This is a genomic window from Chlorogloeopsis sp. ULAP02, assembly GCF_038404745.2.
Classification (GTDB): Bacteria; Cyanobacteriota; Cyanobacteriia; order Cyanobacteriales; family Nostocaceae; genus Chlorogloeopsis.
Window position 1 is genome coordinate 1 of the sequence record NZ_JAYKTT020000079.1, and the last position, 25,201, is coordinate 25,201.

The window sequence follows — 25,201 nt, forward strand, 5'->3', positions numbered from 1 at the left end:
ATTACAAATCACAAAAGGTAGAGATAGCTAAACTCTTATGTGTTTTTCGAGTTGGATTAGGTAAATGTGAGTTATTAATATTGAACTATATAAATTTCAGTTTTTTTCAGTAGCTAGATCTAGTCTTTTCTGGTTGAGTGCAATACAGTAATAGAAGTTGATTTACTCATAATTGACTAGTTTAAAAAAGCTTATAATTAATGTGAGATAATTTTTCAAAAGATATTGCTAGATAGTTGTTGTATTATATACAATTGAAAATTAGTAAATATTCTTTTTGAAATCTAAAAAATAAACTATTGTTATATTAAATATAAATTATTGTCAAAAGTCTTCAGGGATAAAACTTTTACCGTCTAAGTCATAAAAAAATCATGGGAATTTTTATAAAGATTGTATGAAGTTATTTCTACAGCACTCTATAAAAAATAATTGATTTTCTGGTATGGTAGTATCATTAACAGAATGAATACTCTAGAATCAAGAAATAAGTAAAGAGTTTTCGTGTTGAGTAAAATTCAACGAATTAAATTTTAAATTTAACTGAAGCTAGAACACCACTATTGCTTCTAAATATCAAAATTTTAGAAGTTAGAAGTAGGCTTGCAAGAGGCTGTACAAGCAGACATTAGCCCTTCACAATTGCAATAATGATTTAACTTATCCGTCTTGGATAGGGTGTATTAGCGATCACTACTGCTACCGATTTTGACTTATGGTGCAAGAAACTGTATAAATTGCACAATGATGCTACTTGTAAATGTTCCAATCTCAATTTAGAGCTGGAAGATTTTAAAGAGCTAGCAGTACCATAAACTTTTCGATACCGCAATTCATATCACGTCTGCTTAAAGACTTATTAAGGCAGACGCGGTGAAGAAGCTGTTCTCCAAACTTCTACAAAGTCGGCAGAGCCAAGGCAGGTGCTGCAACATGAGGAACCCCCGCACTAGCTCCTTAACGCAACACCTCGTCCCCAATCTGCCAATCTTTGCGCACCGAACCACTATCACTCCCAATTTACCAGGAAGCGATCGCCCGTTTCTTGAACAAACTGATCTAGTTGCTCTAAAGTTAACGAACCAGGGAGCGGGTAGCGTGATGGAATAACTCGTTGTAAATCGGTGTAATAGCGAATTAGCGTAGCAAAATTCCTGGGGAATTTATCCTCTTCCACGCCAATAAACTCACCACGTTTGCGAGCTCGCCTGAAAACCTGACGCCATGATTCAATGCTAGGTAAACCTACCGCATCTACCCCGTGGGAGAAAAGGATCATGTAAATTTCATCGTAGGGATCGGTGTTTTCCAAATAATTTTCAATCCACTCTAGCGAAGGCTGCATATTAAACTTCATCCAAAATGGCACGGAACCAGTACGCAAAGCCCACATTGGTTCTAGAAGAATAAATGATTCCACCAGCAAACGGTTGGCAAGCATACCGCGCTGTTTGTACCAGTGGCGATAAAGTTCAGCTACAAAAGGACTGAGATGCTCTGGTTCTTGAAAGACAATCCGCCGGATTTGATAGCCGCGATCGCGAGCAAAATTTTCTATATCATTGCGCAAGCTAGGCTCAAATCCCCATTCGGCTTCAGGGCGATCACCATCGGGTGTAGGCGGATTCCACTGCTGCTTGGGTACGTTGTAACGCTCCAAGTATTCTGGCACGCGATCGCTACCGTGCATAAATTCTTCCGGTGTCGCGCCACCCAGCGCCCCAAACTGGAAAATGTGGCGATCGCTAACTTGCGTCGTCGGCCAGGTGCGCTGACACTCGACAATAAAAATAGTGCCACCTCTGGGCAGACAATCTTGTAAAAACCGCTTGTAAGTTTCACCAAGGCGCAGGCGCTTGACGCGGAAATAATCCATGCCCCGCAAAGTCAAACGATCTTGGTTGGGATCGTACATATGATGCAATACCAAGTCTGGGTTAGCATCAAGGAGAGGCTTTGCTACTTGCCTGCCCCACTCCATCGCCTCTTTGGGATTATCTGGATTCAACTCCGGATGCAAAACCGGGATCATAAAGGTTTGCGGCAGCCAAGGCATATCCAATGCCGCACTCAGGTGAACAAGCGCACCACTGGCAGAACCAATTGCAACTGCTGGATATTGGCGCTGGGGATACTCGCTCACCATCCACTGAGAAACTACCTCGGCACTTACACCTGATAACTGTTGGGGAAGAATTGCCTCACCTGCACTGCCCAGTGTGTAGATGAATTCTTGAACTTGTTGGGGGAGCTTGTTAATCAAAGTTGCGATCGGTTCTGCGGCGGGTGGTGTTGTACCCATGCCAGGAAAATCTTCTCCACGCAGATAAGCAGCAGTGGCACGCAGCATAGCTGAACCGGAATCAAAATTAGCAATATAAGGCGGTGCAATCCTAAACTTGGCAGCCAAAGAAGCCACATTCCGATTAAACAAGGGTGTTTGCATTAAACTTCTCCTTTTGTTCTGTAGCGTCGATAAACGCTCTTGTCACACGAGATAGTTCCAGGGGTTTACTGTAATTGAGGGTATGTCCTCCGCCCGGAATTACAACTAGTCGAGCATCTGGTAAGAGATTGACGACTTCCTCAGCCCACTCTTGAGACACAACCGGATCTTCTTTACCGCGTACGACGAGGGTAGGCACGCGCACATAAGGAAGTTTGGTTTCGATGGGATCTGTTAGCGCCATCTGAACAGTACGAGCAAAGCGTGGCAAGCCAGCCAGCCAATAATCATAAATTTGAATGGGGGTTTGAGAAGGATCTTCCAAAGGGGCGTTGAGCATAAAACGCCAGAGTTGTTGCGGTAAATTGCGTGCGTGTCGATCAATTGTCGGCCCCTGCAACACCGCTCGCTCAAGGCGATCGCTATGGCGCACGGCAAACTCTGCAATAATTTGACAGCCAAAGGAGTTACCGAGCATTGTTGCCCGCTCAATTTCCACCGCATCCATCCATCGACATAAAGTGTCTGCCAACTCCGGCAATTCTAATACGTGCTTTGGCTTGTCACTTTCACCATAACCAGGAAAATCTGGTGCATAGACACGATAATAGGGAGCCAGCAACTCGGCAGTAGGAATCATATAACGGCTGGAAACCACCACCCCATGCACCAAAATCACCACAGGAGCATTCTGGTAAAGTACATCCACTGATACGCGTGAATGCATCCACAAACCGTCAACATTTGTGTACTGGCTCTCCAATCTTCCTTTGCGTAGGTTCATATTTTAGCCATTAACAATTAACTATGCTTAGTAAATCGGTATACCTAGTACCTTTGCAGCCCGTCTTGCCAAGTCCCAAACATCTTGCGTTGTGATACCGCCAGTACCCAGCCAATTGCCACTGATACCTGTGTAATCTTGCATTGGCTCAAACAAATTGCCATCTGTTGGTGTGGCTGGTTTGTAGTCTTGGAAATGATCCTCATCGACTTGCCGTGCCATCATCCGCTCTTCTAAATCGGGTGCTACGGTTTTTTCTAGGGCGAGAAGATAACCAGCTTGTCCGACAATGATTTCGCGTTGCGGTTTTTCCACCAATCCAACGATCGCATCAGCCACATCTTTAGCAGGATATACGGGGCTGAGTGCTTTGGTTTTGCGACCGGTATAGTTAGCTGCGTGTTGAAATATAGGTGTATCTATGGAGGCTGGCAACACAGTGCAGACATGAATATCAGGTGCGTTGTCTAGGTACAACTCCATGCGGAGGGAATCGGAAAGGCCGCGAATCGCATATTTACTAATAGTATAAGGGCTAGTGTATGGCTGACCGGTTATGGCTACAATCGAGGAAACATTAATTAAGTTACCGCTTCCCTGTTCGCGGAAATAAGGTAGAGCTGCACGCGCACCGTGAATATAACCAAATAAATTAGTATCGATTACCCGTCGAAAAGACTCCATCGGCACTTGCTCAAACCGAGCAAACAAACTGACGGCAGCATTGTTTACCCACACATCCAAGCGACCAAAATTTTCAATTGCACGGCGTGCCAGTGATTGCACATCTGATTCAATTGTCACATCGGTTGGCACAGCTAGAGCTTGTCCGCCCAAGCGATCGCACTCCTGGGCAACTTCTTGCAAAGCAGCTTCGCGCCGAGCTGCCAGCAGTAACGTTGCGCGTTGTTTGGCAAACTCCAGCGCTGTGGCACGCCCAATTCCGCTTGACGCACCCGTAATCACGATGACTGAATCTTTGATTGCTCGTGGCATATGACTGACTCCTTATTTGGTGGCGATCGCGCTTGTTAAGAGTGAATGTCCACTTTTAATGGAAAGTTTGTCTGCAATCAAATTTCCTCTTCCTAGCGAGTGAAAATGCTTTTTTCAAGCATTAAAAGCTTGTTGATAATTTTCAGCTTAACTTCTCAAAACCTTTATTGATTCCTTTTGTTTTTAAAGCAATTTTTCCGTTTTTTGGTTGAAAATTATTTATATGCCAATCCTGAATTGATAATAGGGAATAAAGGGACTTAGAACTCCGACTTCTTTAATAAGTAGGAGTTATATCCTTCACGGTTTCTGTCCTTCACGTATTTCTATCTTAGGATAGAGGAAAAATTAACTAATTTAAATTAATCGCTTGAGTGACTAAATAGTATGGTTCTAAATCATGTAGATTGAAGCAAATTAAGTCGTCTACCCTAAATTATTTAAAATCTAAGCTCAATTACTGAGGTGTATGAGTAAGGTACTGCTTTTTCAAGTGTTATTCAATACCCAGCCTCTTAAAATTAAGAGTTTAATATACTTACTAAAATATTAACCAGTTCGGCTAATTCTTCTGGTACACGATATAATTTTATATCTTCATTTATCTGTTTAATTTGACGATAATATATAGCAAATCGCCAATCTTCACCAGTAGTTACTGCTCCATAAAGAACGGGTGAATCTGAATTTATCCATTTATCTAGCGCAATTAATTCGACAGCTAATTGTGTAAAACCTCTACTTAAATCTGCTTGTTTAGCTTCAACTACCAATAATCCTTTTCCTTTCCCTTTATCAATGTAGTAATCCAAGTTTCCTTTGAGTTGATCGCTAACACTAATTGAGTACTCGATGTTCAATTGAGCTTGGGTAATTTCACAAACTTCTAGCAATATGGGTGCAATAATTGCTTGTTTACGTGCATCTTCATTAAGTAGCTTGACATGCAACAAATTGCGTTCAATTATTCGTTGTAATTCTTCAATCCGATTGAAGTTAAACTCTGATTTTGGTAAATGTAAGCGTTCGCGTTGATGAGAACAGCCAAGCTCTGCCAGAATATCTTCTGGAGAAAACGGTAGCTCAAAATATTTGCTGAATGTATAACTTTGACTGGGCTGGATTATACGAGGGCGGCTCATAATTTACAATAATTCCTCTGTTTGATTGTCAAGATGACGAAATAGAAATAGCCAAATCGGCAAGGAACTGTTAATAGCAATGAGCCGCACTAAATGACTTGCCGTGACAACTTCTACATTATGATTTAATGCCAGAGCCACTAGGATCATCTCGGCAGAGCCTCCTGGTGCTGTTACTAAAAGACAGGTTAACCAATCCCAAGATGTTAGTTGCATAGCAAGAATAGCAGCGATCGCCCCTGTTGCGAGAGTCATCGCCACAGACATTAAGGCATATCCTATAGTCCGTTTCTCTAAAACGGGTTTTTCACCCCAATACTCACCAATGGTAATTCCCAAAAGCATTTGACCTAGTAAATTTACTAGAGGAGGAGGAATAAAATTAACATCACCAACTAGATGCAAGCAATTCAGCAAAGGATTAAATGCAATTCCAACCAGTAATGCTCCAAAAAAATCGCCAGCAGGAATTTTGCACAATACAGCCAAATAAACTCCTAATCCGCACAACAGCAGTGCCAACAAGAGTAATTCAATCCCAGATGCATCGAGACTGAGCAATGCACCTGTAATCAAGCGTGGTTGTGGATAAATTAAATTACCAGAGTAAAATGTCTTAATAAATAACGGAATCAGAAATACTACGCAAGTGACGCGAAGCGCTTGAACTAATGACACAAGGGACACATTTCGATTGTAATCGGCGGCGATCGCTGACATCGGCCCCACACCTCCGGGAACTGTAGCCAGCATCGCTGTCAACAAATTAGTATTGCTTAAACGAGAGTAAATGTAGCCAATCAGACTACCACACAAAAGTAAGAATAAGGTAAGAAAAACAAAAACAGGAATACCAAACGCAGCACCAGCTAAATTACCGTGAGCAATGGAAAAGCCAACATTTAAGCCAACAAGCGCCATGCCGATTTTTCTGGCAGTTCGATTCGGTTTAGGGGAATGGTTGTAAAAAACCCGACAAGTTTGCAGTATCGCTGCACCGGAGGCAATACCACCGAAAATCCAGGCAATTCCCCCAACATTAAAGCGGGAGAGAGCTAAACCTAAAGGTAAAGCTAAAAGCAGTTCTAACGCAAGGACTACTAGTTGCTTGAGAAATTGCTGTTGCTTAGTAACAACAAGATTTTCTGTTGTGCTGTCCTTACTTATAGTAGGAGCAACGCTTAAGCTTTGATTCATTAGCAGGCGCTTTGTAAAGTTATTTTGCTATGTAACCAAGCTAGCGCGATCGCATCACAGATGCAGTAACTTTGGTAGGATTTGTGATTTTTGCACAGATAGATGCGGGAATTAGAACTAATTAGACGGACAAGCACCACGCTGGCGTACATTTAATTGTCGTAAATGTGGAGATTGATCCAGAATCGCTAGAGCAGTTTTTTGTGGAGGATGGGCAGTATGGTTCTGATGTCCAGAAATTGCTGTTCAAAGGGGAAGACTGGAAACTCTCATTTTATCCCACCGTAACTCTAGCAATGCGATCGCCCACATAACCAATTCCTAACCACCAAACTGCTTCTCCATTTGCAGATATTTGGGAACGCCCATCAGTTCTTGAAAATCTTTAAACTTAACTAAATCTTGTAAATTAGCTGTAGTTCCCTGTTCTTTAATGTGCCGCAACCAAGCAGTCATAGTCTGTGTTACTGCCAAAACAGCAGTGCGATCGCGGATCTTGTAGGGTGCGTTAATAAAATGTAACGCACTATCTGTATGCTACCAATATATATTGAGCTATGCTGACCAATCTTGAATAGTTAGCCCTGGTACTTTCTCAAAGTCCTTCAAATTTCTACTTAATAAAATACCGCCATGAACGAGAGTGATTGCAGCGATTCGTAAATCTAAAGTACCAATACGAATTCCTGTTTTTCTAAATTCTCTAAAATATTCATCTGCTTTGAGGTCGTACTCTAAAATGTCTAAATCCGAAAACAAAACGAAGATTTCCTTTAATTTATCATATGCCCCAACCAATGCTTGAGGTGTAGTAGCTTTACGAATTTGAGCTATACGTCCAGCATACTGCTCCTCAAGACTCACAACTGTTGTATACAGTGTGTCAGATGAGTGTTGCCGCGTCCTAACAACGCGAGCGCACACTTTAGAGTGAGCGCGCTCGTAGAGACTGAGATGGTCTGTATCCATTATGTAGCAAGTCATTCAAAGACTTCTTCTTCTGAAACCTGCTGACGATAAGCTGCAACTTCTGCCAAAAAATCGTCAAATGTTGGGTCTGATGCAAAAATACCCATATGCTTGAGCCAAGGGTCTGTTTGTTGCTGTGAGTGTTCTTTACCCACCTCGATTGTAACTAACTCACCCGATGCCAGTTGGGACTCCAAGGCAGCTTTGGCAAGCGCTATTGCTTCTTCTCTTGTACCACCTTCAACTGTGCTATTAGGAATACCAACCACAGAAGCAATAAATTTATTCTCTGAATAACTTTGAACAAGAACCTGATACTGCATAATTAATTTTTTTACATATATTATTATTTATTTTAAAACAAATGGATTGAGACCTCATAGTTTATATTTATACTGATGTAACTACTTGTATTCTGCTCTCAGAAACTTACTCAAACCTACCTAATTCCAAGATTCAATAGATTCAACGTTCAGTGTGATCGCGGTTCTTGTAGGGTGCGTTACATTGCATTTAAAATATGGATCAATTTGGCATGGATACAATAACTACGTTGCAAACAAAGTGCTAGATGATCTCGAAAAATATCTCCTCAAAACCCCTTAACCCTAGCCGCTTCTTCTCTCTTCGCCAATCTTACCCCCGAAGAAAGTGCTCACTGCAATATTAACAAAAGCTCCGCAACGGCAAGCAAAATTATTCCTTGCGATCGCCCACATAACCAATTCCTAACCACCAAACTGCTTCTCCATTTGCAGATATTTGGGAACGCCCATCAGTTCTTGAAAATCTTTAAACTTAACCAAATCTTGTAAATTAGCTGTAGTTCCCTGTTCTTTAATGTGTCGCAAGCAAGCAGTCATAGTCTGTGTTACTGCTAAAAGGGCAGTGACTGGAAAAAACACTATCTTAAAACCCAACTGCTGTAACTCGGATGCAGAAATCTGAGGAGTTTTGCCGCCTTCGACAATGTTTGCAATTAGTGACACATTTGGGAAGGCTGAGGCTATTGCTTGCAGTTCCTCAACAGCTTGGGGTGCTTCCACAAACAGTGCATCTGCCCCAGCTTCAATGTAAGCGCTGCCACGTCGAATTGCTTCTTCTAAACCTAGTTGAGCACGAGCATCAGTGCGGGCAATAATCACCAAACCGCTATCACCTCTTGCCTGTGCTGCCGCCCGAATTTTTCCGGCGTGTTCTGCCATCGAAATGACTCGTTTCCCCTCGAAATGACCGCATTTTTTCGGCCATTCTTGGTCTTCCAAAATCACTCCTGCTACACCTAACTGTACGGCATCTTTAACTGTACGAATCACGTTCAAGGCATTACCGTAGCCAGTATCTAGATCGGCAATCAACGGAATGCTTACTGACTGAGCAATTCGCCCGACAGTGTATAGCATTTCTGTGACAGTCAGAAAACCATAATCTGGTAAACCGAGCGTAGAAGCAGCTATACCAAAGCCACTGGTAGCAACAACATCAAAGCCTAGTTGTTCCACTAGCTTGGCTCCCAGACAGTCGTAAACTCCAGGAATTACAAGAATTTCCGGACGTGCAAGCAACTGTCGCAGTTTTTGTCCAGAAGTTTGCTCAACGCCTGATGGCATATACTCAAAACTTGACGGCATCTAAAGTTTGCTGACTCAGCATAACATGGGAGTGCTTTGCAAACTATAACTTTAACTTTGAAAATCGATATTTCACCAGTTTAATGCTTCTTGTTAAAGGTAATCACACCGCCTGAGCAGGCGATCGCTTCACAAGGGTATCAGCTTGTAGCAATAATATTATCGGTATTGATATCATCTCTGAAAATTTAAACTTTAGATTTTGCAATAAGTTTCAACTTTTTTGTAATAAAAATAAATTATTTTTATTGTGTTTATAAATGAAATAATCTCATCAGCTTTTATAACAACCCTAAATGATTCATGAAATAATCTCGTTGTATACTTTGTGGTTCGTTACAGATAAAAATTATTTCTGCTTTACTGTTAATTGAGGTGCATTATGTCTGAAAATTCTCTACTAGATAAAGTCATAAAAAATGTTCGAGTAGTGCGTCCCAACCAAATTTCGATGGAAACACTCGATATTGGCATTAAAAATGGCAAGTTTGCCCAAATAGCACCTCAAATCAGTCCAGAACAAACTAAAGAAGTCTTTGATGCTAAGAATTTATTGGGTTTTCCTGGTATTGTCGATGCTCATATGCATATTGGTATTTACCAACCTCTAGCACAGGATGCAGTGAGCGAAAGTAAAGCAGCAGCAATGGGAGGTGTTACCACTAGCTTAAATTACATTCGCACAGGTCAGTATTACTTGAACAAAGGCGGTTCCTATCGAGATTTTTTTCCAGAGGTTTTAGCTCTATCTAAAGATAATTTTTATGTTGATTACAGCTATCACATTGCACCTATTGCCAGCCAGCATATTGACGAGATGGCTATGCTATTTGCAGAGTATGGAGTCTCCTCATTCAAAATCTTCATGTTCTACGGTGGTTATGGGCTGCATGGTTTGTCAGATCAACAAAACCTGTTTTTGATGATTAATAAAGAAGAACGTTACGACTTTGCACATTTTGAATTCATCATGCGTGGTTTGACTCGCTTAATGGAAGAACACCCAGAAAAGCGAGACAGCATTAGCTTGAGTTTGCATTGTGAAGTTGCGGAAATTCTTAACGCCTATACCAAAATTGTTCAGCAAGAAAATACTCTCACTGGCTTACACGCTTACAGCGCAGCCCGCCCGCCTCATTCTGAAGGCTTGGCAATCTGCATTGCTTCTTATTTGGCACACGAAACAAATTGCGCCAATATCAATTTGCTGCACCTAAGTTCTCGCAAAGCGATGGAAGCAGCTTTAACTATGCAGGCGGCTTTTCCTCACATCAACTTTCGCCGAGAAGTAACCGTCGGGCATTTGCTTTTAGATGTGGATATTCCCAATGGCACTTGGGCAAAAGTCAATCCGCCGATTCGTCCGCGTGCCGATGTAGAATTCGTATGGCAAGCAGTGCTAAATCGCCAGGTAGATTGGATTGTCAGCGATCACGCTTGTTGTTCGGCAGAACAAAAAAGAAGTGCTTTAGAACCGAATAATATTTGGCTGGCAAAATCTGGGTTTGGTGGTACAGAATATTTGCTTTCCGGTGTCTTTAGCGAAGGTAGCAAGCGCGGCATGAGTTACAATCACATGGCAGAATTATTATCTTGGAATCCTGCCCAGCGCTTTGGACTTTTTGAGAAAGGCGATATTGCTGTTGGCTATGATGCTGACTTGGTGCTTTTAGATCCAAATGAAAGCTTTGTGGTGCGTGCTAGTGAATCTCAGTCTCAACAAGGATATACACCTTTTGAAGGTGCTGAGTTAACTGGTAGAGTCAAGCATACATTTTTGCGCGGTCATTTAATCTACGACAAGGGAGAGGTAGTTGGTTCACCGACTGGACAGTATTTGAAAAGAAATGTTCGCAGGGTATAAATTTAAGTCTAGGTATTAGCGATCGCTTACAGGTATCAAGCATCTATATGGCTACAAAATTTTTACTCAGCAATTAAACCCACCTGTATAGATATATCTGCTCAGGGAAGCCCAGGCTAAGTATTGATAGAAATTTAAAATATTTCAGCCAATGTTGCACTAAATTACATACATCGTGATTGTATCCCTAGTTGACCTATTGAACTTTTCAACACTAAGGACAAGATTATGCCGTTTTTGCTGATTAGAGGGACTTTTGAACCAACCAGCGGGGTTCCCGATGGAGATTCAGTTCGGTTTCAGGCAGAGGATGATACATTGTTTGATAAGTTAGAGGGGCGAATTGAATTCAAAAGTGGTGGACAAGTTCAGCTGCGCTACGAAGGTATCGATGCTCTTGAAAAAGCAGCGATTCAACCCTTTTCCTCAAACGCTACCAAACGGAATATAGAGTTACTTGGGGGTGAGCAATCCGGATTACCTGGATATATTTTATCCAGCCATGCTGACGGCAATGGACGTCCTGTTTGCTTTGTCTTTACTGGCGATCCACCAGATTGGGACAATACCGGAAGGGGGGATGAACTTCAAGCCGACTTGCTGCGTCAAAGCATCAACTACAATTTGCTCCAAGAAGGGCATGCCTACCCGATGTTTTATGATACTCTTTATAAAGAGTTGCGCGATGAGATGGTAGCTGCAACTGAAGAGGCACGAGCAGCAAATCGAGAAATTTGGTCTAGCGATCGCTCAACGGATGGATTTGAAGTAGATGTCCCTCCGGATCTCTCAGCATTACCACCTATCTTTCCAAAACTTTGGCGGCGGCTGCAATCGTTTTATCAACGTCGATCTAATCGCAATAAAGGACTTGAGGCGTTTATTCGAGAGCTATCGAGAGGAAAAGATCGGCTTTTTACCATTCCCGATCAACGTTGGATTAAGTTTTCCACGGCACTACAAGTGGATGGGAATAACATCAAAATGCTGTATAAACCTGAGGAAATGGTGTTTGAGTCGGATGTTCGTTTAGAACGTCTGGCTGCTAGTATCGCTATGTCCTCTATCTTTGCATAAGCAGTCTTTACCACGGCTCCTTGGCAGAATACTAGGGGCTAACTTGGTGCGGAGCTATGGAAATCCCTGCTCAAGACTGCGACGTTTCAAATCAGACGGGCAGATATCCAAGGTAATGCTCAGTCTGTAATCTGAGATGAATAGTAGTCCGCCACGCAAATTGTGAGAGGTTATAGATCCCCGACTTTTTTGAAAAAGTCGGGGATCTCAATAGCAGCAAGAGCGATCGCACAGTCTGAGGTATTCCTGAATTTCAAAAATAAATATGATGAAGTTTATGAATTGATTGCTAGTTAGTTTTAAGCGATATTGAAATGTAACAGAAATAATGCATTTAACACTTGGTAAAACACCAGGCAAAGTTTAACAAATATTTTAGTAAATATATGCACGCTAAGAGGATGAGATTCTTCCACATTCGCTTTAGTCTATTGGTGCTACTACTACTAAGTACTTCTTGTGAATTCAGAGCTAATTCATCTGTTAGTAATTCGCTCAAAATTGGTACACTTTTACCTTTAACAGGAGAGATTTCTGCATATGGTATACCTATGCAAAAAACTGCCAATCTCTTAATCAAAACTGTTAATGCTTGTGGTGGAGTAATGGGGAAGCCAGTCACCTTAATTTCGGTTGACGATCAATCAAAACCACAAGTAGGAGCCGAGGCTATGTCTAAACTAGCTTATTTAGATAAAGTTTCTGGTGTGGTAGGAGGCGCTGGAAGTGCTACATCTGCGGCAGCAGTAAATATTGCTGTGAGAAATCAAATAGTGATGATTTCTCCTTCTAGCACTAGCCCTAGCTTTACAGAACGAGCAAAGAAGGGAGATTTCAAAGGCTTTTGGTTTCGTACAGCTCCTCCAGATACTTTTCAAGGGCCAGTAATTGCTCACATAGCTCAAACAAAAGGATATAAAAAAGTTTCTATTTTAGCTGTTAATAATGATTATGGAAGAGGTTTAGTTAATGCTTTTATACCAGCTTTTAAAGCTTTAGGAGGACAGATAGTAAATAAAAATAATCTTGCTTTTTATCCATCCAATGCAATTACATTCAACACCGAAGTATTAAATTCCTTTCAAGGTAATCCAGATGCTGTACTCTTGATAGATTATTCCCAAACAGGTAGCCTCGTATTACGTTCTATTTATGAACGCGGATTGTTAGCAAAAACTCCATTAATTTTATCTGATGGATTGAAGGATGCTAATTTATCTCAACTAGTAGGAAAAAGTCATGATGGAAAATTAATTTTGCCGACTGCTAATATTACTGGTACAGCACCTAGTGCAAAAGGCCCAGCATTCTCAAAATTTAGAGAGATTTATAAAAAAGCCTACAATGGTCAAGAACCAAGTATATACGATCCTAATACTTGGGATGCTACGACTGCTTTAGTTTTAGCAGCAGAATCAGCTAAATCTACCTCTGGTGAAAATATCAAAGAACATATACGAACAGTTACTAACCCTCCCGGAGAAAAAGTTAGTGATGTTTGTCAAGCATTAGATCTGATTCGACAAGGTAAGAAGATTAATTATGAAGGAGCTGGGAGTAATGTTGATTTTGACTCTCAAGGAGATGTCACTGGTAACTATGATATCTGGACTGTTGTGGGTGATGGAAGTATTGAGGTTGTTGAGCAGATAACTCCTGAAAATCTTCAGGCATTTAAATAGCAGTTCATTGTGTAAATATATTTTTTTACAAAAATAAAATTAATAAGTATTATTTGTAGCAATTCTATAAATATAAATGGTCGTACAATATTTATTGCATATTCTAAGTAGAATGACTAAATTAAATTAAAGTTCGTAGTCTGCGGCTCTAGCCCTCAAAACCTCTATTAAGAGCGATAAATCGCTTACTATGAATAAAACTCTAATCTTACATTTAATTATGTCTACCTACTGAGTATGCAAAATATTTCTACTTTTGACAAAATATATACTTGCTGGTTGTTGAAATATGAATATGCAATCAATTCATAAAGGTGAACAAAAAATTACAAAGAAAAAATTACATAATGTCTTTTCGTATGGTTCAAATCTAAATCCAATGCGTTTGCGATCACGGATTCGGAACTGGGATGGTAGCTATCAGCTTGCTTCCTTGTCAGGATATGAATTGCGTTTTAATATGTTTGCAGAACAACAGAGAGTAGGAGCAAATATAGTTCCCCATCCTACACGACAAGTCAGAGGAATTATTATTCAACTTGACGAAATAGATTTATTTGAGTTAGATAAATATGAAGGGCATCCTATACTTTATAAACGTGTTGAAGTCAAAGTAAACTTAGATAATACCTCTAGAATTGAGGCTTATACTTATGTTGCTCAACCTCAATGGATTACAGAGGGATTACTACCGACAGTTGACTATTTAGAACATATTATTAATGGAGCTTCGGTTTGTGGTTTGCCCGCAGATTACATTCAAGCTGTTCAAAAATTGGGTACATTTTTACATATAAAATAATTAAGCTTTAACAAAAAAATTAATAAAGTTATTGATGTGTGATTTCTCTAAATTCTTTTAAAAGGCAACGATATAAAGGATGACTTGAGGAATTATATTTATACCAATCTATCCTTTCTAATGGTTTTAATTCCATTAAAGTAGAAGCTAAAAAAGCTCCCTCAAAATTTTCCAATTCCTCAGGATATACATCACGCTCTACTACTTCTATGCCTAAAGACTTAGCAATATCAAGCAAGGTGAATCGCGTTATTCCAGGGAAAATTTCTGGAGTGAGCGCAGGTGTGACAATTGTTTCTTGATTCAACAGAAAAAGATTTGCAGCCGATGCTTCTGTAATTCGACCTTTTTGATCCAGCATAATACCATCATTAAATCCAGCTTTCTCTGCTGCACGTCGGGCTAGGTAACTGTTGACGTAAGAACCACAGATTTTCCAAGTGACGGGAATTGCAAGGCTGGATACGCGTTCATAGGGGGAAATGTGGCAAGAAAGAGGTGTGTCAAGATCACGTGGAGCAATAACCCCAAAAATTGCCACATCAACAGCCATGCGATCGCTTCCTGTGACATTGATTTGAGGACATGAACGGTAGACAATAGGTCGAATATAATAATCAGTTGGGGGAAGCTGACTTAAAAGTTCCTCTATACCTAGTTTTAACTCATGACAAGACCAAGAAAATCCTAGATCCATTTTTTGGGAACCGATGCGAAAACGTTCTAAATGTGCATCAATTTGGTGAACGTAGTAGCGATCGCGATTCCAATAAGCCATCATTCCATCAAAAACTCCAATGCCTAAATGAAGAGAGTGGCTAGCAATGGATGGTGCAGCTTGTTCGCGCTCAACTAAACGCCCATTATACCAAGCAATTTGTGTAGCCTCAAATAGCATCTAAACGACTCCTACATTTGCCATAAGGGATTCCAAATGAGGGCGTGATGCAATTGTAACTTTATGCCAAGGAATGCAGTCTAAAACATGATAATCAGATGTCTCTGGTTCTTGATAATCTGAAGGAGTGTCATTAAAGACAAAAAACTGTAAAGGTTGACCATTACTAGCTGATACCAAATTATGCTTAACACCTGGTTGCACAAGAATAATATCGCCACTACGCACAGGCCAAGCAATATAATGTCCATCATCTTCAACAACTAAGTAACCTACAGTAGCTGCTGATGAACCTTGAATAAAAATTAAGTTTTTTAGTCTTTGATGTATATGTAAACACGCTTTTTTTTCTTGTTGATTTTCTTCTGGTGGTATATTAATTGCGTATCCATTCCAAGGAAAGAGAAAGTCACTACCGTATACTTCAAAATTTAATTTTCCTACCCAAGCTTCATACTTGTCATACCACACTAACTGCGGACAGTGGTATAAAATATGCTCTGGAATTGTTGAATCTTTTAATGACCAAGTAATTAATGCTAACGTGCATCCTTCTTGACTAGCAAATACTTGATTAATTTTAGATAGACTAGCCAGCGAACCTCGTTCTAATTTCATTTTTGGAGTGACAAGCGAACCATCAAGTACAAGTAGTAATATTGCTGTTTTGGCAACTTGTTCATCTGTCCATCCTATTGCCTTTTCAAGCAATGTATTAGCTTGCAGTTGTATAGTTATAAACTTGCGATCGCCAAGAGCAGGTAACTGAGATATGGAAACAGAATCTGCTGATGATTTTATTGCATCGAATTTAACAATCTTGGGTTTGAATAAATGTTGCTTTTTCATGATTTTTCTTGATTTTACTTATAATCCAACATCTACTATAATTTATCTATGCTAAATGTGGTAATTTAGGTCATAGGCAAGATAAGTCTCTTTAAGAAGATTATTATTTAAAACGTTTTCCAGAAGTTTTGATAATTGATTTAGGCGAAATAGACGACCACAAGGCATATGAACTTCGATAATTATATATCGTCTATCAATAGAAACAGAATAACCTTCTAAAACATCTTTAAATTCTCGAATATGTGTACTAATATTGGCAATTAATCTGTCGCTGATTGTACCATCTCCAACAAAACGTAACTTAATAAAGGCTTTTACACTACGAAGCTCTTCATAGGGAAACTCTTTTTGATAAAGACGTTTTCCTGGCTGAAAAATATCTTCTTGTGATGGAAAAGATGCGTGAGTATGAATTCGTGAATATTCATCACTGATTTTAATCAAAAAAATACCATAGTGGCTACCATCATGAGGCTCATCTAATATTCCAGAAAGTTCTTCGTGCAGAGACTGATTAAAACTATTAATTATACTCTCCGTAGCTCTAAATGTGACTAGTAATTCGGCGTTGCCAAGCAAAGACCAAACAACGGCTTCTTGAACAGATTCGCTGAAAAGTTCATCCGATTTATATTGCAAGATAGTTCTTAAAAGCCTAGCTTTACAATTTTTGAAGTGCCTGGTGTTTATGAAAATATAGCAAAGGTCTGAATTACTTGAAGATTCAATTGTAAAGGTTTCTTGATAATGTTGATGAAATAAAATGTGGGCTGGACAAAAATCAAACCCTGGGGCGATCGCATCTTCTTCAGAGTAATTCTCTATCAATGTGGAATTTTCTTGCGTTTGATTGCCTTCTGGCTGTGAATGCTGCAACCATGTCTGCTCTATTACACTTCGTAGATTCTTTTTGGTAACTTTTTCTCCTATTATCCTTGTCAGCAGATTCCACAGTTCGGGAGCAACTGTTCGCTCTATGTATCCAGGAGCGTAACCAGGAACCACAAACTCCCCATATTTCTGCCCATGCCAAGCAGCTACAAAGACTATCCTTTGAGGCTCAGATAGACGCTCTTCTATTGGTGTAAGCAATTCATCTATAAACCGTAATGCTTCTTCAATCTCCATAATCTATGAGTTTCTTGAAGTCAAGAAAGTAAAAAATTTATACTTTGCCAATGTGCTACTAAAAAGAAGCCCTGACAGTAATCACTACAAATACTTAGTTTTATATTTAGCATAGGTTATTTTTTCTTAACTTTTTTAAATATCTTGCCTTTAAGCTCTCAACCGCCAAGAAATAAATTTAACCGCGAGAAGCTAAAGTCTACTAAAGTAGACTGAGTAAGGTTTTCAGTCAGATTTAACAGACTTGAACTATAAGCCTGGTAGACGCTTTGCGTAGGGTACTTTACCAGGCGTTTGAGGGGCGAGGTACAAGATCTAAGTTTTCAAACCTGTTCTGTTGTAAACAATTTCAGCTGTGATTAAGCAGCCTTTGGTTGAGAATTAGTCAGCCAAAGGCATACAGCAAGAATTATGAGATATTTTGGTCAAATTTCTACGTGCCTAATCCAAGAAAATAATGGCGGGACTTTACTGTATTTAGCGCACAGATTCAATGATGATGGTGATTGCGATCGCACAAAATAGGATAATGCCCACTCGTACAACAAAATCTATGACTATCGGCAGTAACATAACAGCAATATTTAATGCGCCAAAACAGGCTGAGATAACATAAGCGATCGCAAGTCCTATTAATGCTAATAAAAAATATTTGAGAGAGTTAAAAGCAAACTTAAATAGACGACTGTCCTGATTGGTTTTCATTGTTCTGCACTTGAAATTGATAGTTAATTACCTTGAAACTCCTCATCCCACACTTATAAATTTCTTTCTCCTGCTCTGAGTTGCGAATCATTATTTAAATTCGCTGAGGATTTCAATCATTAATATTTTCATCAAGAGCTTGGTTATTAATAATTAAGTGGTGATTGTGTAGGAGCCTCAATAGGTATTGTTTTTACTAATGGACAGGTAGGATTTTTTTGGTCATTTAAGTGGATATTTTCTAGATGGTAAGGTAAAAAATCCACCTGATAGCTTGTAATTAGTAAGCTAGCGAGGGCGCTAATTATAGTAGCAACTCCATTTACAAATTTACTACCACGACGACTACTATAATTGGGAAAAACTTTGATAATGACATGAAAGATAATTCTCATTTTGCTACCTCATGTTCTGATATTGATAAAAATGATAGTGATTTAACAATCACTGATTAGATATTGATTATTCATCAAAAATTTACTGATTTTTCTTGTAGATGCCTAGTATAGTATTGGTTATGTAAATCATTTGATTTTTGTAAGTTGTTTATATAATAGATATAAATTACATAGATATGTCAATTCATAATACTCATCATTAAATAAAATATGAGTAAAAATATTTTTTAAAAAAGAATTTATTGTTTTCTGAACTTTATTTATGAACTTTGGTCAAATTATTCATAAAAATCAGAGGAGAATTCTCATAAAATAAGTTCCCCGACTGCTTTGAGAAGTCGATGAATTCTATCTTGAAAACTCTTCTTGGCTTTGCATTTCCTCAGTCTCCATATCGTCAAGATGCAAGAGTGAGTAGGTAATAAAGAATAAAGACTTGCAGAAATGCTATTCATTAATTAAGACCATAGGAACAGCATACGCTCTCATTGGAAATCAAGAGTTTTCCCTGAATACACTTGCCTGTGCTAATAATGTCACTACTTTCGTAAAAAATAGTTAAAATTTACACTCGTATAATTGCTTACAGTTATACTAGCTCTCGAAATTCTAATTAAACCTGCTATTAGCCTAAATCTAACCCTTTAAACAACTTAGTATTTGTTTAACTAGTCCATCTCTTTAGAGTAATCATTTTACTTGTAGGCGAGGGCTAATCATGATGAGATTAAGTCGAATTAGCTACTAAGAGGTTCCAGAGAAAATCATCAAGCCGTGTTGTCTTCTATTGTTATTCTTGATTGAATACAACTTTGCATCAACCTGGATGCATTCACTTGAAACCATCAAAATTTGTAAATTTTACAGAATTACTTCTTTTGTTGTTGAAGTACACAATTAACCCAGCGATATCTCAATATCTCAGCTTTGGTTCGATGGACTGTATTAATTGTTCTGCATTGGCTGGGGTGCATTAGCTAATTTCTATTATTACAAGGAAAAGATAGCATGGTTCGCTTATCAAGTCCGATTGAGAACATTAAAAATCACTATACAGTTGTTGTTATAGGTTCTGGATATGGGGGCGCGATCGCTGCATCACGCCTATCTCGTGCCGGACAACAGGTATGCGTACTAGAGCGGGGTAAAGAATTTAAGCCCGGTGAATACCCCAACAACACCAAAGAAGCCTTAGCAGAAATGCAACTAGACTTACCTGGTGGTAAGCATGTTGGTTCACGCACGGGTTTGTATGATTTTCATATAGATAAGGATATCAATGTATTTGTTGGTTGCGGTTTGGGTGGTACATCCTTAGTTAACGCTAACGTATCGTTGCGAGCGGAACCTCGCGTTTTTACAGATCCGCGCTGGCCGAAGGGTTTGCGTGACGATTTAGATACTCTATTAGTAGAGGGATATCGTCGTGCCGAAGAGATGCTCAAACCAACTCCCTATCCAGAAAATTTGCCAAAGCTACGAAAATTACAGGCATTAGAAAAATCCTCTAAATACCTAAACGAAAAGTTTTATCGACCACCCATCAACGTTACTTTTGAAGATAAAGTCAATCACGTAGGTGTAGAACAAAAAGCTTGTAACCTCTGCGGTGACTGTGTATCTGGTTGCAATCATCAGGCAAAAAATACCGTATTGATGAATTATTTACCCGATGCAAAGAATCACGGAGCGGAGATTTACACCCAAGTAAGCGTGCGGTATCTGGAACGGGAAGGCGATCGCTGGCTGGTTCACTACCAATTACAGAATGCTGGGCAAGAAAAGTTTGACGCTCCAACAATGTTTGTCAGTGCCGATCTTGTGATTTTAGCGGCAGGCACTTTGGGTTCTACAGAAATTTTATTGCGTTCTCAAGCAGCTAGTTTGTCCTTATCCGAAAAAGTAGGACACAACTTTACTGGCAATGGAGATGTGCTGGCATTTGGTTACAACACCGAGCAAACAATTAACGGCGTTGGTTTTGGCGAACGTCTCCCAGAGCAACAAGAACCTGTCGGCCCTTGCATTACAGGTATTATTGATATGCGCGAGCAGCCTGTACTGGATAACGGCATGGTGATTGAAGAAGGCTCAATTCCCGGAGGGCTGGCTCCCATCCTACCGCAAACCTTTGCCGCGGCTGCCCAAATACTAGGCAAAGACACTGACTGTGGCATAGGCGATCGCATTAAAGAAAAATTCAGAGAAGCACAAAGTTTAGCTCAAGGTGCTTATACGGGCGCAGTTCGCAATACCCAGACATACTTAGTCATGACTCATGATGATGCCGCTGGACGCATGTATCTAGAAAGCGATCGTCTTCAGATCAAATGGGAAGGTGTCGGCAAACAATCCATCTTTCAACGAGTGAACAATCGCCTAGAAGAAGCAACTCGCCCCTTAGGCGGTACACAAATTCCCAACCCGATCTGGACTAATGTTTTTGGACACGATCTGATTACCGTCCATCCTTTAGGTGGCTGTATCATGGCAGAGGATGCCGAATATGGTGTAGTTAATCACAAAGGACAAGTATTTTCCACACAGCACGGCACAGATGTCTACAAAAATCTCTACGTTGCCGATGGTTCAGTCATTCCCCGTACGCTAGGAGTAAATCCATTACTAACAATTTCTGCTATTGCCGAGCGCTGCTGTGTCCTTATTGCCAAAGATAGGGGTTGGACAATTAACTACGACTTGTCTTCAGTGCCAGTAACCCCAGCTACTCCAGGCAAACTAGGCATTCAGTTCACCGAAACTATGCGCGGCTTCTTTTCAACGCAAATTCAAGACGACTATCAAAAGGCGGCACAGCAAGGTAAAAAAGACGGCACACCCCTACAATTTACCTTAACCGTAATTTCAGACGATTTGGAGGTGCTCCTTAACGATCCTAACCATCCAGCCAATATAGTTGGTACGGTAACAGCGCCCGTTATTTCTCCAGAGCCACTCACAGTTACCAACGGCGAGTTCAATCTATTTGTACTAGAAAAAGACCAGCCCCAGACACGACAAATGCGTTACCGGATGCAGATGACTGCGGAAACAGGAGAAATTTACTACTTTGAGGGCTTTAAGGAAATTCACGACGATCTGGGCTTAGATGTTTGGTCTGACACCACCACTCTTTACATCACCGTTTATGCAGGTGACAGCAGCAACAGTCCCGTCTTGGGTAAGGGCATTCTCAAAATCCATCCCACAGACTTTATCAAGCAAATGACTACAATCAAAGTCACAAATGCTGAAAATCGCTGGCAACAAATGCAAGCCCTCGATCGCTTTAGTCGTTTCTTTGTTGGCACGCTATCTGAAGTCTACGTCTGAGCGATAGGGAGAGAAAGACGCGGGGACGCGGGGACAACAAAGCAGGGGAGCAGGGGAGCAGGGGAGTAGGGGAGATGGGGAGATAAGGAGAGAACAACTAACCACTAACCATTAACAAATGCCCAATCACCAATGACAAATGACCAATCACCAATGACTAAATATGCAAATTGACTTTCATCATGGTGTTACTTACGTCACTGCCCGACTGGCTGGATTTGAACATCAAGCTGCTAGTATTATCGCTTATTGTGCTCAATACGTAGATGATGCCACTAATGCCGGGGTGATTCGTTTTGATAATGGGGCATTATTTAGCCGCATCAGTTCCGCCCACAAAATGCTCGACTACCGCAACTTTCGGGAATTGGCAAATAACCTCGTCTGGATTCCCTTTCATTTTCTGCCAGGTAACGATGGGCTACCAGCAACAGCAGATCCTCTAGATAAATTTATTGACAAGCTGATTTGTCGCCCCAACAGCTATGTCGCTCAAGAAATGGTCAGAGAGTGTATCCTCCGTCAAGACACTCCCTATGCTCTGCATCGCCTCGGTATCACAATGCATGTCTATGTTGATACATGGGCGCATCAAGGATTCGCTGGTGTTAACCATCGAGTTAACGAAGCTAGAAACTTAGTGGACGAATATGGCAAACCCGATCGCAGTCTCATGGATCGCCTCACAAATTACTTTGTCAGTGAAGCTTTACCTCTGGGACATGGGGCAGTTCTCAGCCATCCCGACAAGCCTTTTTTACGCTGGGGTTACACCAACGGACGGGGCGAAAAAATCGTCAGAGACAATCCCAAAGACTTTTTAGAAGCGGCCGATCAAATGTGTAAAGCTATGCAGCGTTACCTAGCAGGCGATCCCAATGCCACTGTCACAGGATTGCCAGAACCGGATCGGACTGCGATCGCTCTCTTGCTAAGAAAAATCACAGAGAATAGCGGTAGTTTAAGACACCAAAAGTGGTTGCAGGCGATCGCTGAGGGTAAGTTTAGTTTTGGCAAAGAAATTGTTACCTATATCCCCAAAGGCAAAAATTCATGGAAATTTCTAGCCCTTGGTACTGAAGAAACTATTGACCGGGGAAACGAAGTATTTTCCTATCATCCCACCTTTTTAGCCAGTGATTGGAAATTATTTCACGACGCTTTGCAAGCCCATCACTTCTACATCAGCCACGACCTATTACCCAAATATGGCATCTGTGTTGCTTGATAGTGGTTAGTCATTAGTCATTGGTCATTAGTCAAGAGTCATTAGTCCCTAAAGCGTGTTTTCAAAGTCTAATGATCCCCCCAACCCCCTTTGGAAAGGGGGAAATAGAATCAAAGTCCACGGCAGGTGCTTTATGCCGGGGAACCCGTCCACCGCACTGCCTCCCCTTTTTAAGGGGGATTTAGGGGGATCTAAAAACCTGAAATGGCATAACGATTAGTTTGAAAACATGCCCTAGTTCCTGTTCCCCCAACCCCGTTCCCTTTTCCCTGTCTCCACGAATAAATTTAATTTTGCCCAACTACTTAACCGAGGTGTTCAATGCCAACAACCCAAGCTACACAAAATAAAGTGGGAATTCAGTTCACTGAAACCATGCGCGGCTACTTTTCAACGCAAATTAAAGACGACTATCAACGTGCAGCCCAGCAAGGTAAACAAGATAACTCCCCGTTTGACTTCACCGTTACTGTCACCTCCGAGGATTTGGATGTGATGCTCACCGATGAAAGCCACAAAGCCAAAATCGTTGGCAGTGTCACAGCGCCCGTTCTATCGCCTGAACCTCTAAAAGTCACCAATGGCGAATTTAACTTATTTATTATCGATCCAGACTGGGTGAATACGCGCCGCATGGTCTATCGCATGACAATGACAGCCAGCGATGGTAAAGTTTATTACTTAAATGGTTTTAAAGTTGTACACAATGATCCGGGCTTTGATATCTGGGCAGACACAACAACTCTGTATATTACTGTCCATGATGGTGACAATCTCAACGCTCCAGTGCTAGGGCGGGGAATTTTAAATATCCAGCCAGCAGATTTTCTGCGGCAGATGTCTACATTGCAAGTTACCAATACCACCAGTCTCAAGCAACAGTTGGAAGAAACCGCCCGCTTTGGTAGCTTTTTTGCTGGAGTCTTGTTCAACATTTACGGTGGAATATTTGCCCCCTCAAAAGTATTCGATCCAGATGCACCACCCCGCCAAAAGCGTCCCCTGCGGATGTCGGCTCCCCAAGTTCATTTCTTTAATACAACTGATGGTGTACAACTGCGACTAACTCGCTATCAAGGCGGAACGAAAGGGCCAGTTATGCTCGCACCAGGCTTTGGCACTTCTACCTTGGCATTTTCCATCGATACTGTTGAGACAAATCTACCGGAAGTATTGTACGCTCAAGGCTATGATGTCTGGTTGTTCGATTATCGAGCTAGCGCCGATTTACCATCTGCTACTACTCAGTTCTCTACTGATGAAATTGCCCTTTATGATTGGCCAGCAGCAGTGGAACAGGTACGTACTCTCACTGGGGCAGAAACAGTCCAAGTTGTCGGTCACTGTGTTGGTTCGATGTCTTTCTTGATGGCTATGCTAGCAGGTCTTGAAGGAGTACGTTCCGCAGTTTGCTCTCAACTTACCACCCATCCCAGAGCTGCAACCCTCAACGAAATCAGAGCTGGTTTACGTCTGGCATCGTTTCTAACAGTGTTGGGGGTAGAAACTCTTAATCCTGACTTTGATACCCATGCCGATTGGCAGGATCGTCTTTATGACATGGTTTTGAGGTTTTATCCCACCAAAGAACCTTACAACAATCCTGTTGACCGTCGGATTCTGTTCATGTACGGAGAAGTTTACAAAATAGATCAGCTCAACGAAGCTACTCACGACGCCATTCATGAGATATTCGGCCCGGCAAATATGACTTTCTTCAGACATATTTCTCTAATTTTGCGTCGAGGGCAAATAGTAGATAAAGATGGTAAAGATATTTACTTGCCTCATTTAGATCGGCTTGCAATTCCGATCGCATTTATTCACGGTGCAGATAACGCCTTTTTCCTACCTGAAGGTTCGGAAATTACTTATAAGCTATTGTGTGATAAAAACAGTAAAGACTTGTACGTGCGCCATGTCATCCCCGATTATGCACATATGGACTGTTTTATGGGTAAAAACGCAGCCAAAGACGTTTTTCCAACCATTTTGGCGGAATTAGAAAAGTTTAACTAGTTTTACTTGTTGGTTCCGAAACAAACGCCCAACAGCTTGAAGTCTATCTT

At 40.8% G+C, this 25,201-nt stretch carries 21 protein-coding genes and 1 pseudogene; 8 read left to right on the forward strand and 14 right to left on the reverse strand.

Annotation, left to right across the window (positions count from 1 at the left end; translation table 11 throughout):
• Positions 1 to 1,009: 1,009 nt before the first annotated feature.
• The 5 genes from U2718_RS28060 to U2718_RS28080 form a co-directional block, all read right to left on the reverse strand.
• The gene (locus tag U2718_RS28060) at positions 1,010 to 2,446 is read right to left on the reverse strand and encodes a hypothetical protein (protein ID WP_341993497.1); all 1,437 of its coding nucleotides are present in this window, start codon (positions 2,444 to 2,446) and stop codon (positions 1,010 to 1,012) included.
• On the reverse strand, positions 2,427 to 3,230 hold the full coding sequence (locus U2718_RS28065; RefSeq protein WP_341993498.1) for an alpha/beta hydrolase: 804 nt from the start codon (positions 3,228 to 3,230) through the stop codon (positions 2,427 to 2,429). The genes U2718_RS28060 and U2718_RS28065 overlap by 20 nt, the downstream gene beginning before the upstream one ends.
• A 27-nt stretch (positions 3,231 to 3,257) precedes the next feature.
• Entirely contained in the window at positions 3,258 to 4,226 is a 969-nt protein-coding gene (locus U2718_RS28070) for an SDR family oxidoreductase (RefSeq protein WP_341993499.1), read from the reverse strand.
• Positions 4,227 to 4,747: 521 nt separating this feature from the next.
• Positions 4,748 to 5,368, reverse strand: a complete 621-nt coding sequence (locus tag U2718_RS28075) for a hypothetical protein (protein ID WP_341993500.1) — start codon at positions 5,366 to 5,368, stop codon at positions 4,748 to 4,750.
• Positions 5,369 to 5,371: 3 nt separating this feature from the next.
• Positions 5,372 to 6,565, reverse strand: coding sequence for an AbrB family transcriptional regulator (locus tag U2718_RS28080; protein WP_341993501.1), 1,194 nt, complete (start codon positions 6,563 to 6,565; stop codon positions 5,372 to 5,374).
• A gap of 167 nt (positions 6,566 to 6,732) precedes the next feature.
• On the opposite strand from U2718_RS28080, the gene U2718_RS28085 reads away from it, so the two are divergent.
• The gene (locus U2718_RS28085; RefSeq protein WP_341993502.1) at positions 6,733 to 6,879 is read left to right on the forward strand and encodes a hypothetical protein; all 147 of its coding nucleotides are present in this window, start codon (positions 6,733 to 6,735) and stop codon (positions 6,877 to 6,879) included.
• Between the two features lie 7 nt (positions 6,880 to 6,886).
• Here U2718_RS28085 and U2718_RS28090 read toward each other — a convergent pair.
• The 4 genes and pseudogenes from U2718_RS28090 to U2718_RS28105 all read right to left on the reverse strand — a co-directional run.
• A pseudogene (locus tag U2718_RS28090) lies at positions 6,887 to 7,048 on the reverse strand (carboxyvinyl-carboxyphosphonate phosphorylmutase); the annotation flags it as partial.
• Positions 7,049 to 7,120: 72 nt separating this feature from the next.
• Positions 7,121 to 7,549, reverse strand: coding sequence for a type II toxin-antitoxin system VapC family toxin (locus U2718_RS28095; protein ID WP_341993503.1), 429 nt, complete (start codon positions 7,547 to 7,549; stop codon positions 7,121 to 7,123).
• Positions 7,546 to 7,857: a type II toxin-antitoxin system HicB family antitoxin gene (locus tag U2718_RS28100; RefSeq protein ID WP_341993504.1), complete on the reverse strand. Its 312-nt coding sequence runs from the start codon at positions 7,855 to 7,857 to the stop codon at positions 7,546 to 7,548. Before U2718_RS28100 ends, U2718_RS28095 begins: the two co-directional genes overlap by 4 nt.
• Positions 7,858 to 8,262: 405 nt before the next feature.
• Positions 8,263 to 9,144 (reverse strand): oxaloacetate decarboxylase, encoded by an 882-nt coding sequence (locus tag U2718_RS28105; RefSeq protein ID WP_341993603.1) that lies wholly within the window; start codon positions 9,142 to 9,144, stop codon positions 8,263 to 8,265.
• A 403-nt stretch (positions 9,145 to 9,547) separates the two neighbouring features.
• On the opposite strand from U2718_RS28105, the gene U2718_RS28110 reads away from it, so the two are divergent.
• The 4 genes from U2718_RS28110 to U2718_RS28125 all read left to right on the forward strand — a co-directional run bounded on the left by U2718_RS28110 (position 9,548) and on the right by U2718_RS28125 (position 14,590).
• Entirely contained in the window at positions 9,548 to 11,029 is a 1,482-nt protein-coding gene (locus U2718_RS28110) for a dihydroorotase (RefSeq protein WP_341993505.1), read from the forward strand.
• Positions 11,030 to 11,257: 228 nt separating this feature from the next.
• Positions 11,258 to 12,106 (forward strand): thermonuclease family protein, encoded by an 849-nt coding sequence (locus tag U2718_RS28115; protein ID WP_341993506.1) that lies wholly within the window; start codon positions 11,258 to 11,260, stop codon positions 12,104 to 12,106.
• A 401-nt stretch (positions 12,107 to 12,507) separates the two neighbouring features.
• Entirely contained in the window at positions 12,508 to 13,788 is a 1,281-nt protein-coding gene (locus tag U2718_RS28120) for an ABC transporter substrate-binding protein (RefSeq protein ID WP_341993507.1), read from the forward strand.
• 295 nt (positions 13,789 to 14,083) lie between these two features.
• Complete coding sequence (locus U2718_RS28125; protein ID WP_341993605.1) at positions 14,084 to 14,590, forward strand: gamma-glutamylcyclotransferase family protein; 507 nt, start codon at positions 14,084 to 14,086, stop codon at positions 14,588 to 14,590.
• 28 nt (positions 14,591 to 14,618) lie between these two features.
• Here U2718_RS28125 and U2718_RS28130 read toward each other — a convergent pair whose 3' ends face one another.
• The 5 genes from U2718_RS28130 to U2718_RS28150 form a co-directional block, all read right to left on the reverse strand.
• A complete protein-coding gene (locus tag U2718_RS28130; RefSeq protein ID WP_341993508.1) occupies positions 14,619 to 15,488 on the reverse strand; it encodes an aminotransferase class IV in 870 nt (289 codons plus the stop codon).
• A complete protein-coding gene (locus tag U2718_RS28135; protein ID WP_341993509.1) occupies positions 15,489 to 16,337 on the reverse strand; it encodes a hypothetical protein in 849 nt (282 codons plus the stop codon).
• Positions 16,338 to 16,388: 51 nt separating this feature from the next.
• Complete coding sequence (locus U2718_RS28140) at positions 16,389 to 17,468, reverse strand: hypothetical protein (protein WP_341993510.1); 1,080 nt, start codon at positions 17,466 to 17,468, stop codon at positions 16,389 to 16,391.
• Between the two features lie 477 nt (positions 17,469 to 17,945).
• Positions 17,946 to 18,173 carry a hypothetical protein gene (locus tag U2718_RS28145; protein ID WP_341993511.1) on the reverse strand — a complete coding sequence of 76 codons (228 nt, stop codon included), beginning with the start codon at positions 18,171 to 18,173 and terminating at the stop codon, positions 17,946 to 17,948.
• A gap of 146 nt (positions 18,174 to 18,319) precedes the next feature.
• Positions 18,320 to 18,568 carry a hypothetical protein gene (locus U2718_RS28150; protein ID WP_341993512.1) on the reverse strand — a complete coding sequence of 83 codons (249 nt, stop codon included), beginning with the start codon at positions 18,566 to 18,568 and terminating at the stop codon, positions 18,320 to 18,322.
• A 1,011-nt stretch (positions 18,569 to 19,579) separates the two neighbouring features.
• On the opposite strand from U2718_RS28150, the gene U2718_RS28155 reads away from it, so the two are divergent.
• The 3 genes from U2718_RS28155 to U2718_RS28165 all read left to right on the forward strand — a co-directional run bounded on the left by U2718_RS28155 (position 19,580) and on the right by U2718_RS28165 (position 25,151).
• Complete coding sequence (locus U2718_RS28155) at positions 19,580 to 21,904, forward strand: GMC family oxidoreductase (RefSeq protein ID WP_341993514.1); 2,325 nt, start codon at positions 19,580 to 19,582, stop codon at positions 21,902 to 21,904.
• A gap of 163 nt (positions 21,905 to 22,067) precedes the next feature.
• Entirely contained in the window at positions 22,068 to 23,132 is a 1,065-nt protein-coding gene (locus U2718_RS28160) for a DUF6765 family protein (protein WP_341993515.1), read from the forward strand.
• Between the two features lie 321 nt (positions 23,133 to 23,453).
• Positions 23,454 to 25,151 carry an alpha/beta fold hydrolase gene (locus tag U2718_RS28165; RefSeq protein WP_341993516.1) on the forward strand — a complete coding sequence of 566 codons (1,698 nt, stop codon included), beginning with the start codon at positions 23,454 to 23,456 and terminating at the stop codon, positions 25,149 to 25,151.
• Positions 25,152 to 25,201: the final 50 nt, after the last annotated feature.

Excerpts from the sequence above, each read along its gene's own strand:
- U2718_RS28060 (WP_341993497.1), bottom strand. The coding sequence starts at position 2,446 with ATGCAAACACCCTTGTTTAATCGGAATGTGGCTTCTTTGGCTGCCAAG.
- U2718_RS28065 (WP_341993498.1), bottom strand. The coding sequence starts at position 3,230 with ATGAACCTACGCAAAGGAAGATTGGAGAGCCAGTACACAAATGTTGAC.
- U2718_RS28070 (WP_341993499.1), bottom strand. The coding sequence starts at position 4,226 with ATGCCACGAGCAATCAAAGATTCAGTCATCGTGATTACGGGTGCGTCA.
- U2718_RS28075 (WP_341993500.1), bottom strand. The coding sequence starts at position 5,368 with ATGAGCCGCCCTCGTATAATCCAGCCCAGTCAAAGTTATACATTCAGC.
- U2718_RS28080 (WP_341993501.1), bottom strand. The coding sequence starts at position 6,565 with ATGAATCAAAGCTTAAGCGTTGCTCCTACTATAAGTAAGGACAGCACA.
- U2718_RS28095 (WP_341993503.1), bottom strand. The coding sequence starts at position 7,549 with ATGACTTGCTACATAATGGATACAGACCATCTCAGTCTCTACGAGCGC.
- U2718_RS28100 (WP_341993504.1), bottom strand. The coding sequence starts at position 7,857 with ATGCAGTATCAGGTTCTTGTTCAAAGTTATTCAGAGAATAAATTTATT.
- U2718_RS28105 (WP_341993603.1), bottom strand. The coding sequence starts at position 9,144 with ATGCCATCAGGCGTTGAGCAAACTTCTGGACAAAAACTGCGACAGTTG.
- U2718_RS28110 (WP_341993505.1), top strand. The coding sequence starts at position 9,548 with ATGTCTGAAAATTCTCTACTAGATAAAGTCATAAAAAATGTTCGAGTA.
- U2718_RS28115 (WP_341993506.1), top strand. The coding sequence starts at position 11,258 with ATGCCGTTTTTGCTGATTAGAGGGACTTTTGAACCAACCAGCGGGGTT.
- U2718_RS28120 (WP_341993507.1), top strand. The coding sequence starts at position 12,508 with ATGAGATTCTTCCACATTCGCTTTAGTCTATTGGTGCTACTACTACTA.
- U2718_RS28125 (WP_341993605.1), top strand. The coding sequence starts at position 14,084 with ATGCAATCAATTCATAAAGGTGAACAAAAAATTACAAAGAAAAAATTA.
- U2718_RS28130 (WP_341993508.1), bottom strand. The coding sequence starts at position 15,488 with ATGCTATTTGAGGCTACACAAATTGCTTGGTATAATGGGCGTTTAGTT.
- U2718_RS28135 (WP_341993509.1), bottom strand. The coding sequence starts at position 16,337 with ATGAAAAAGCAACATTTATTCAAACCCAAGATTGTTAAATTCGATGCA.
- U2718_RS28140 (WP_341993510.1), bottom strand. The coding sequence starts at position 17,468 with ATGGAGATTGAAGAAGCATTACGGTTTATAGATGAATTGCTTACACCA.
- U2718_RS28145 (WP_341993511.1), bottom strand. The coding sequence starts at position 18,173 with ATGAAAACCAATCAGGACAGTCGTCTATTTAAGTTTGCTTTTAACTCT.
- U2718_RS28150 (WP_341993512.1), bottom strand. The coding sequence starts at position 18,568 with ATGAGAATTATCTTTCATGTCATTATCAAAGTTTTTCCCAATTATAGT.
- U2718_RS28155 (WP_341993514.1), top strand. The coding sequence starts at position 19,580 with ATGGTTCGCTTATCAAGTCCGATTGAGAACATTAAAAATCACTATACA.
- U2718_RS28160 (WP_341993515.1), top strand. The coding sequence starts at position 22,068 with ATGCAAATTGACTTTCATCATGGTGTTACTTACGTCACTGCCCGACTG.
- U2718_RS28165 (WP_341993516.1), top strand. The coding sequence starts at position 23,454 with ATGCCAACAACCCAAGCTACACAAAATAAAGTGGGAATTCAGTTCACT.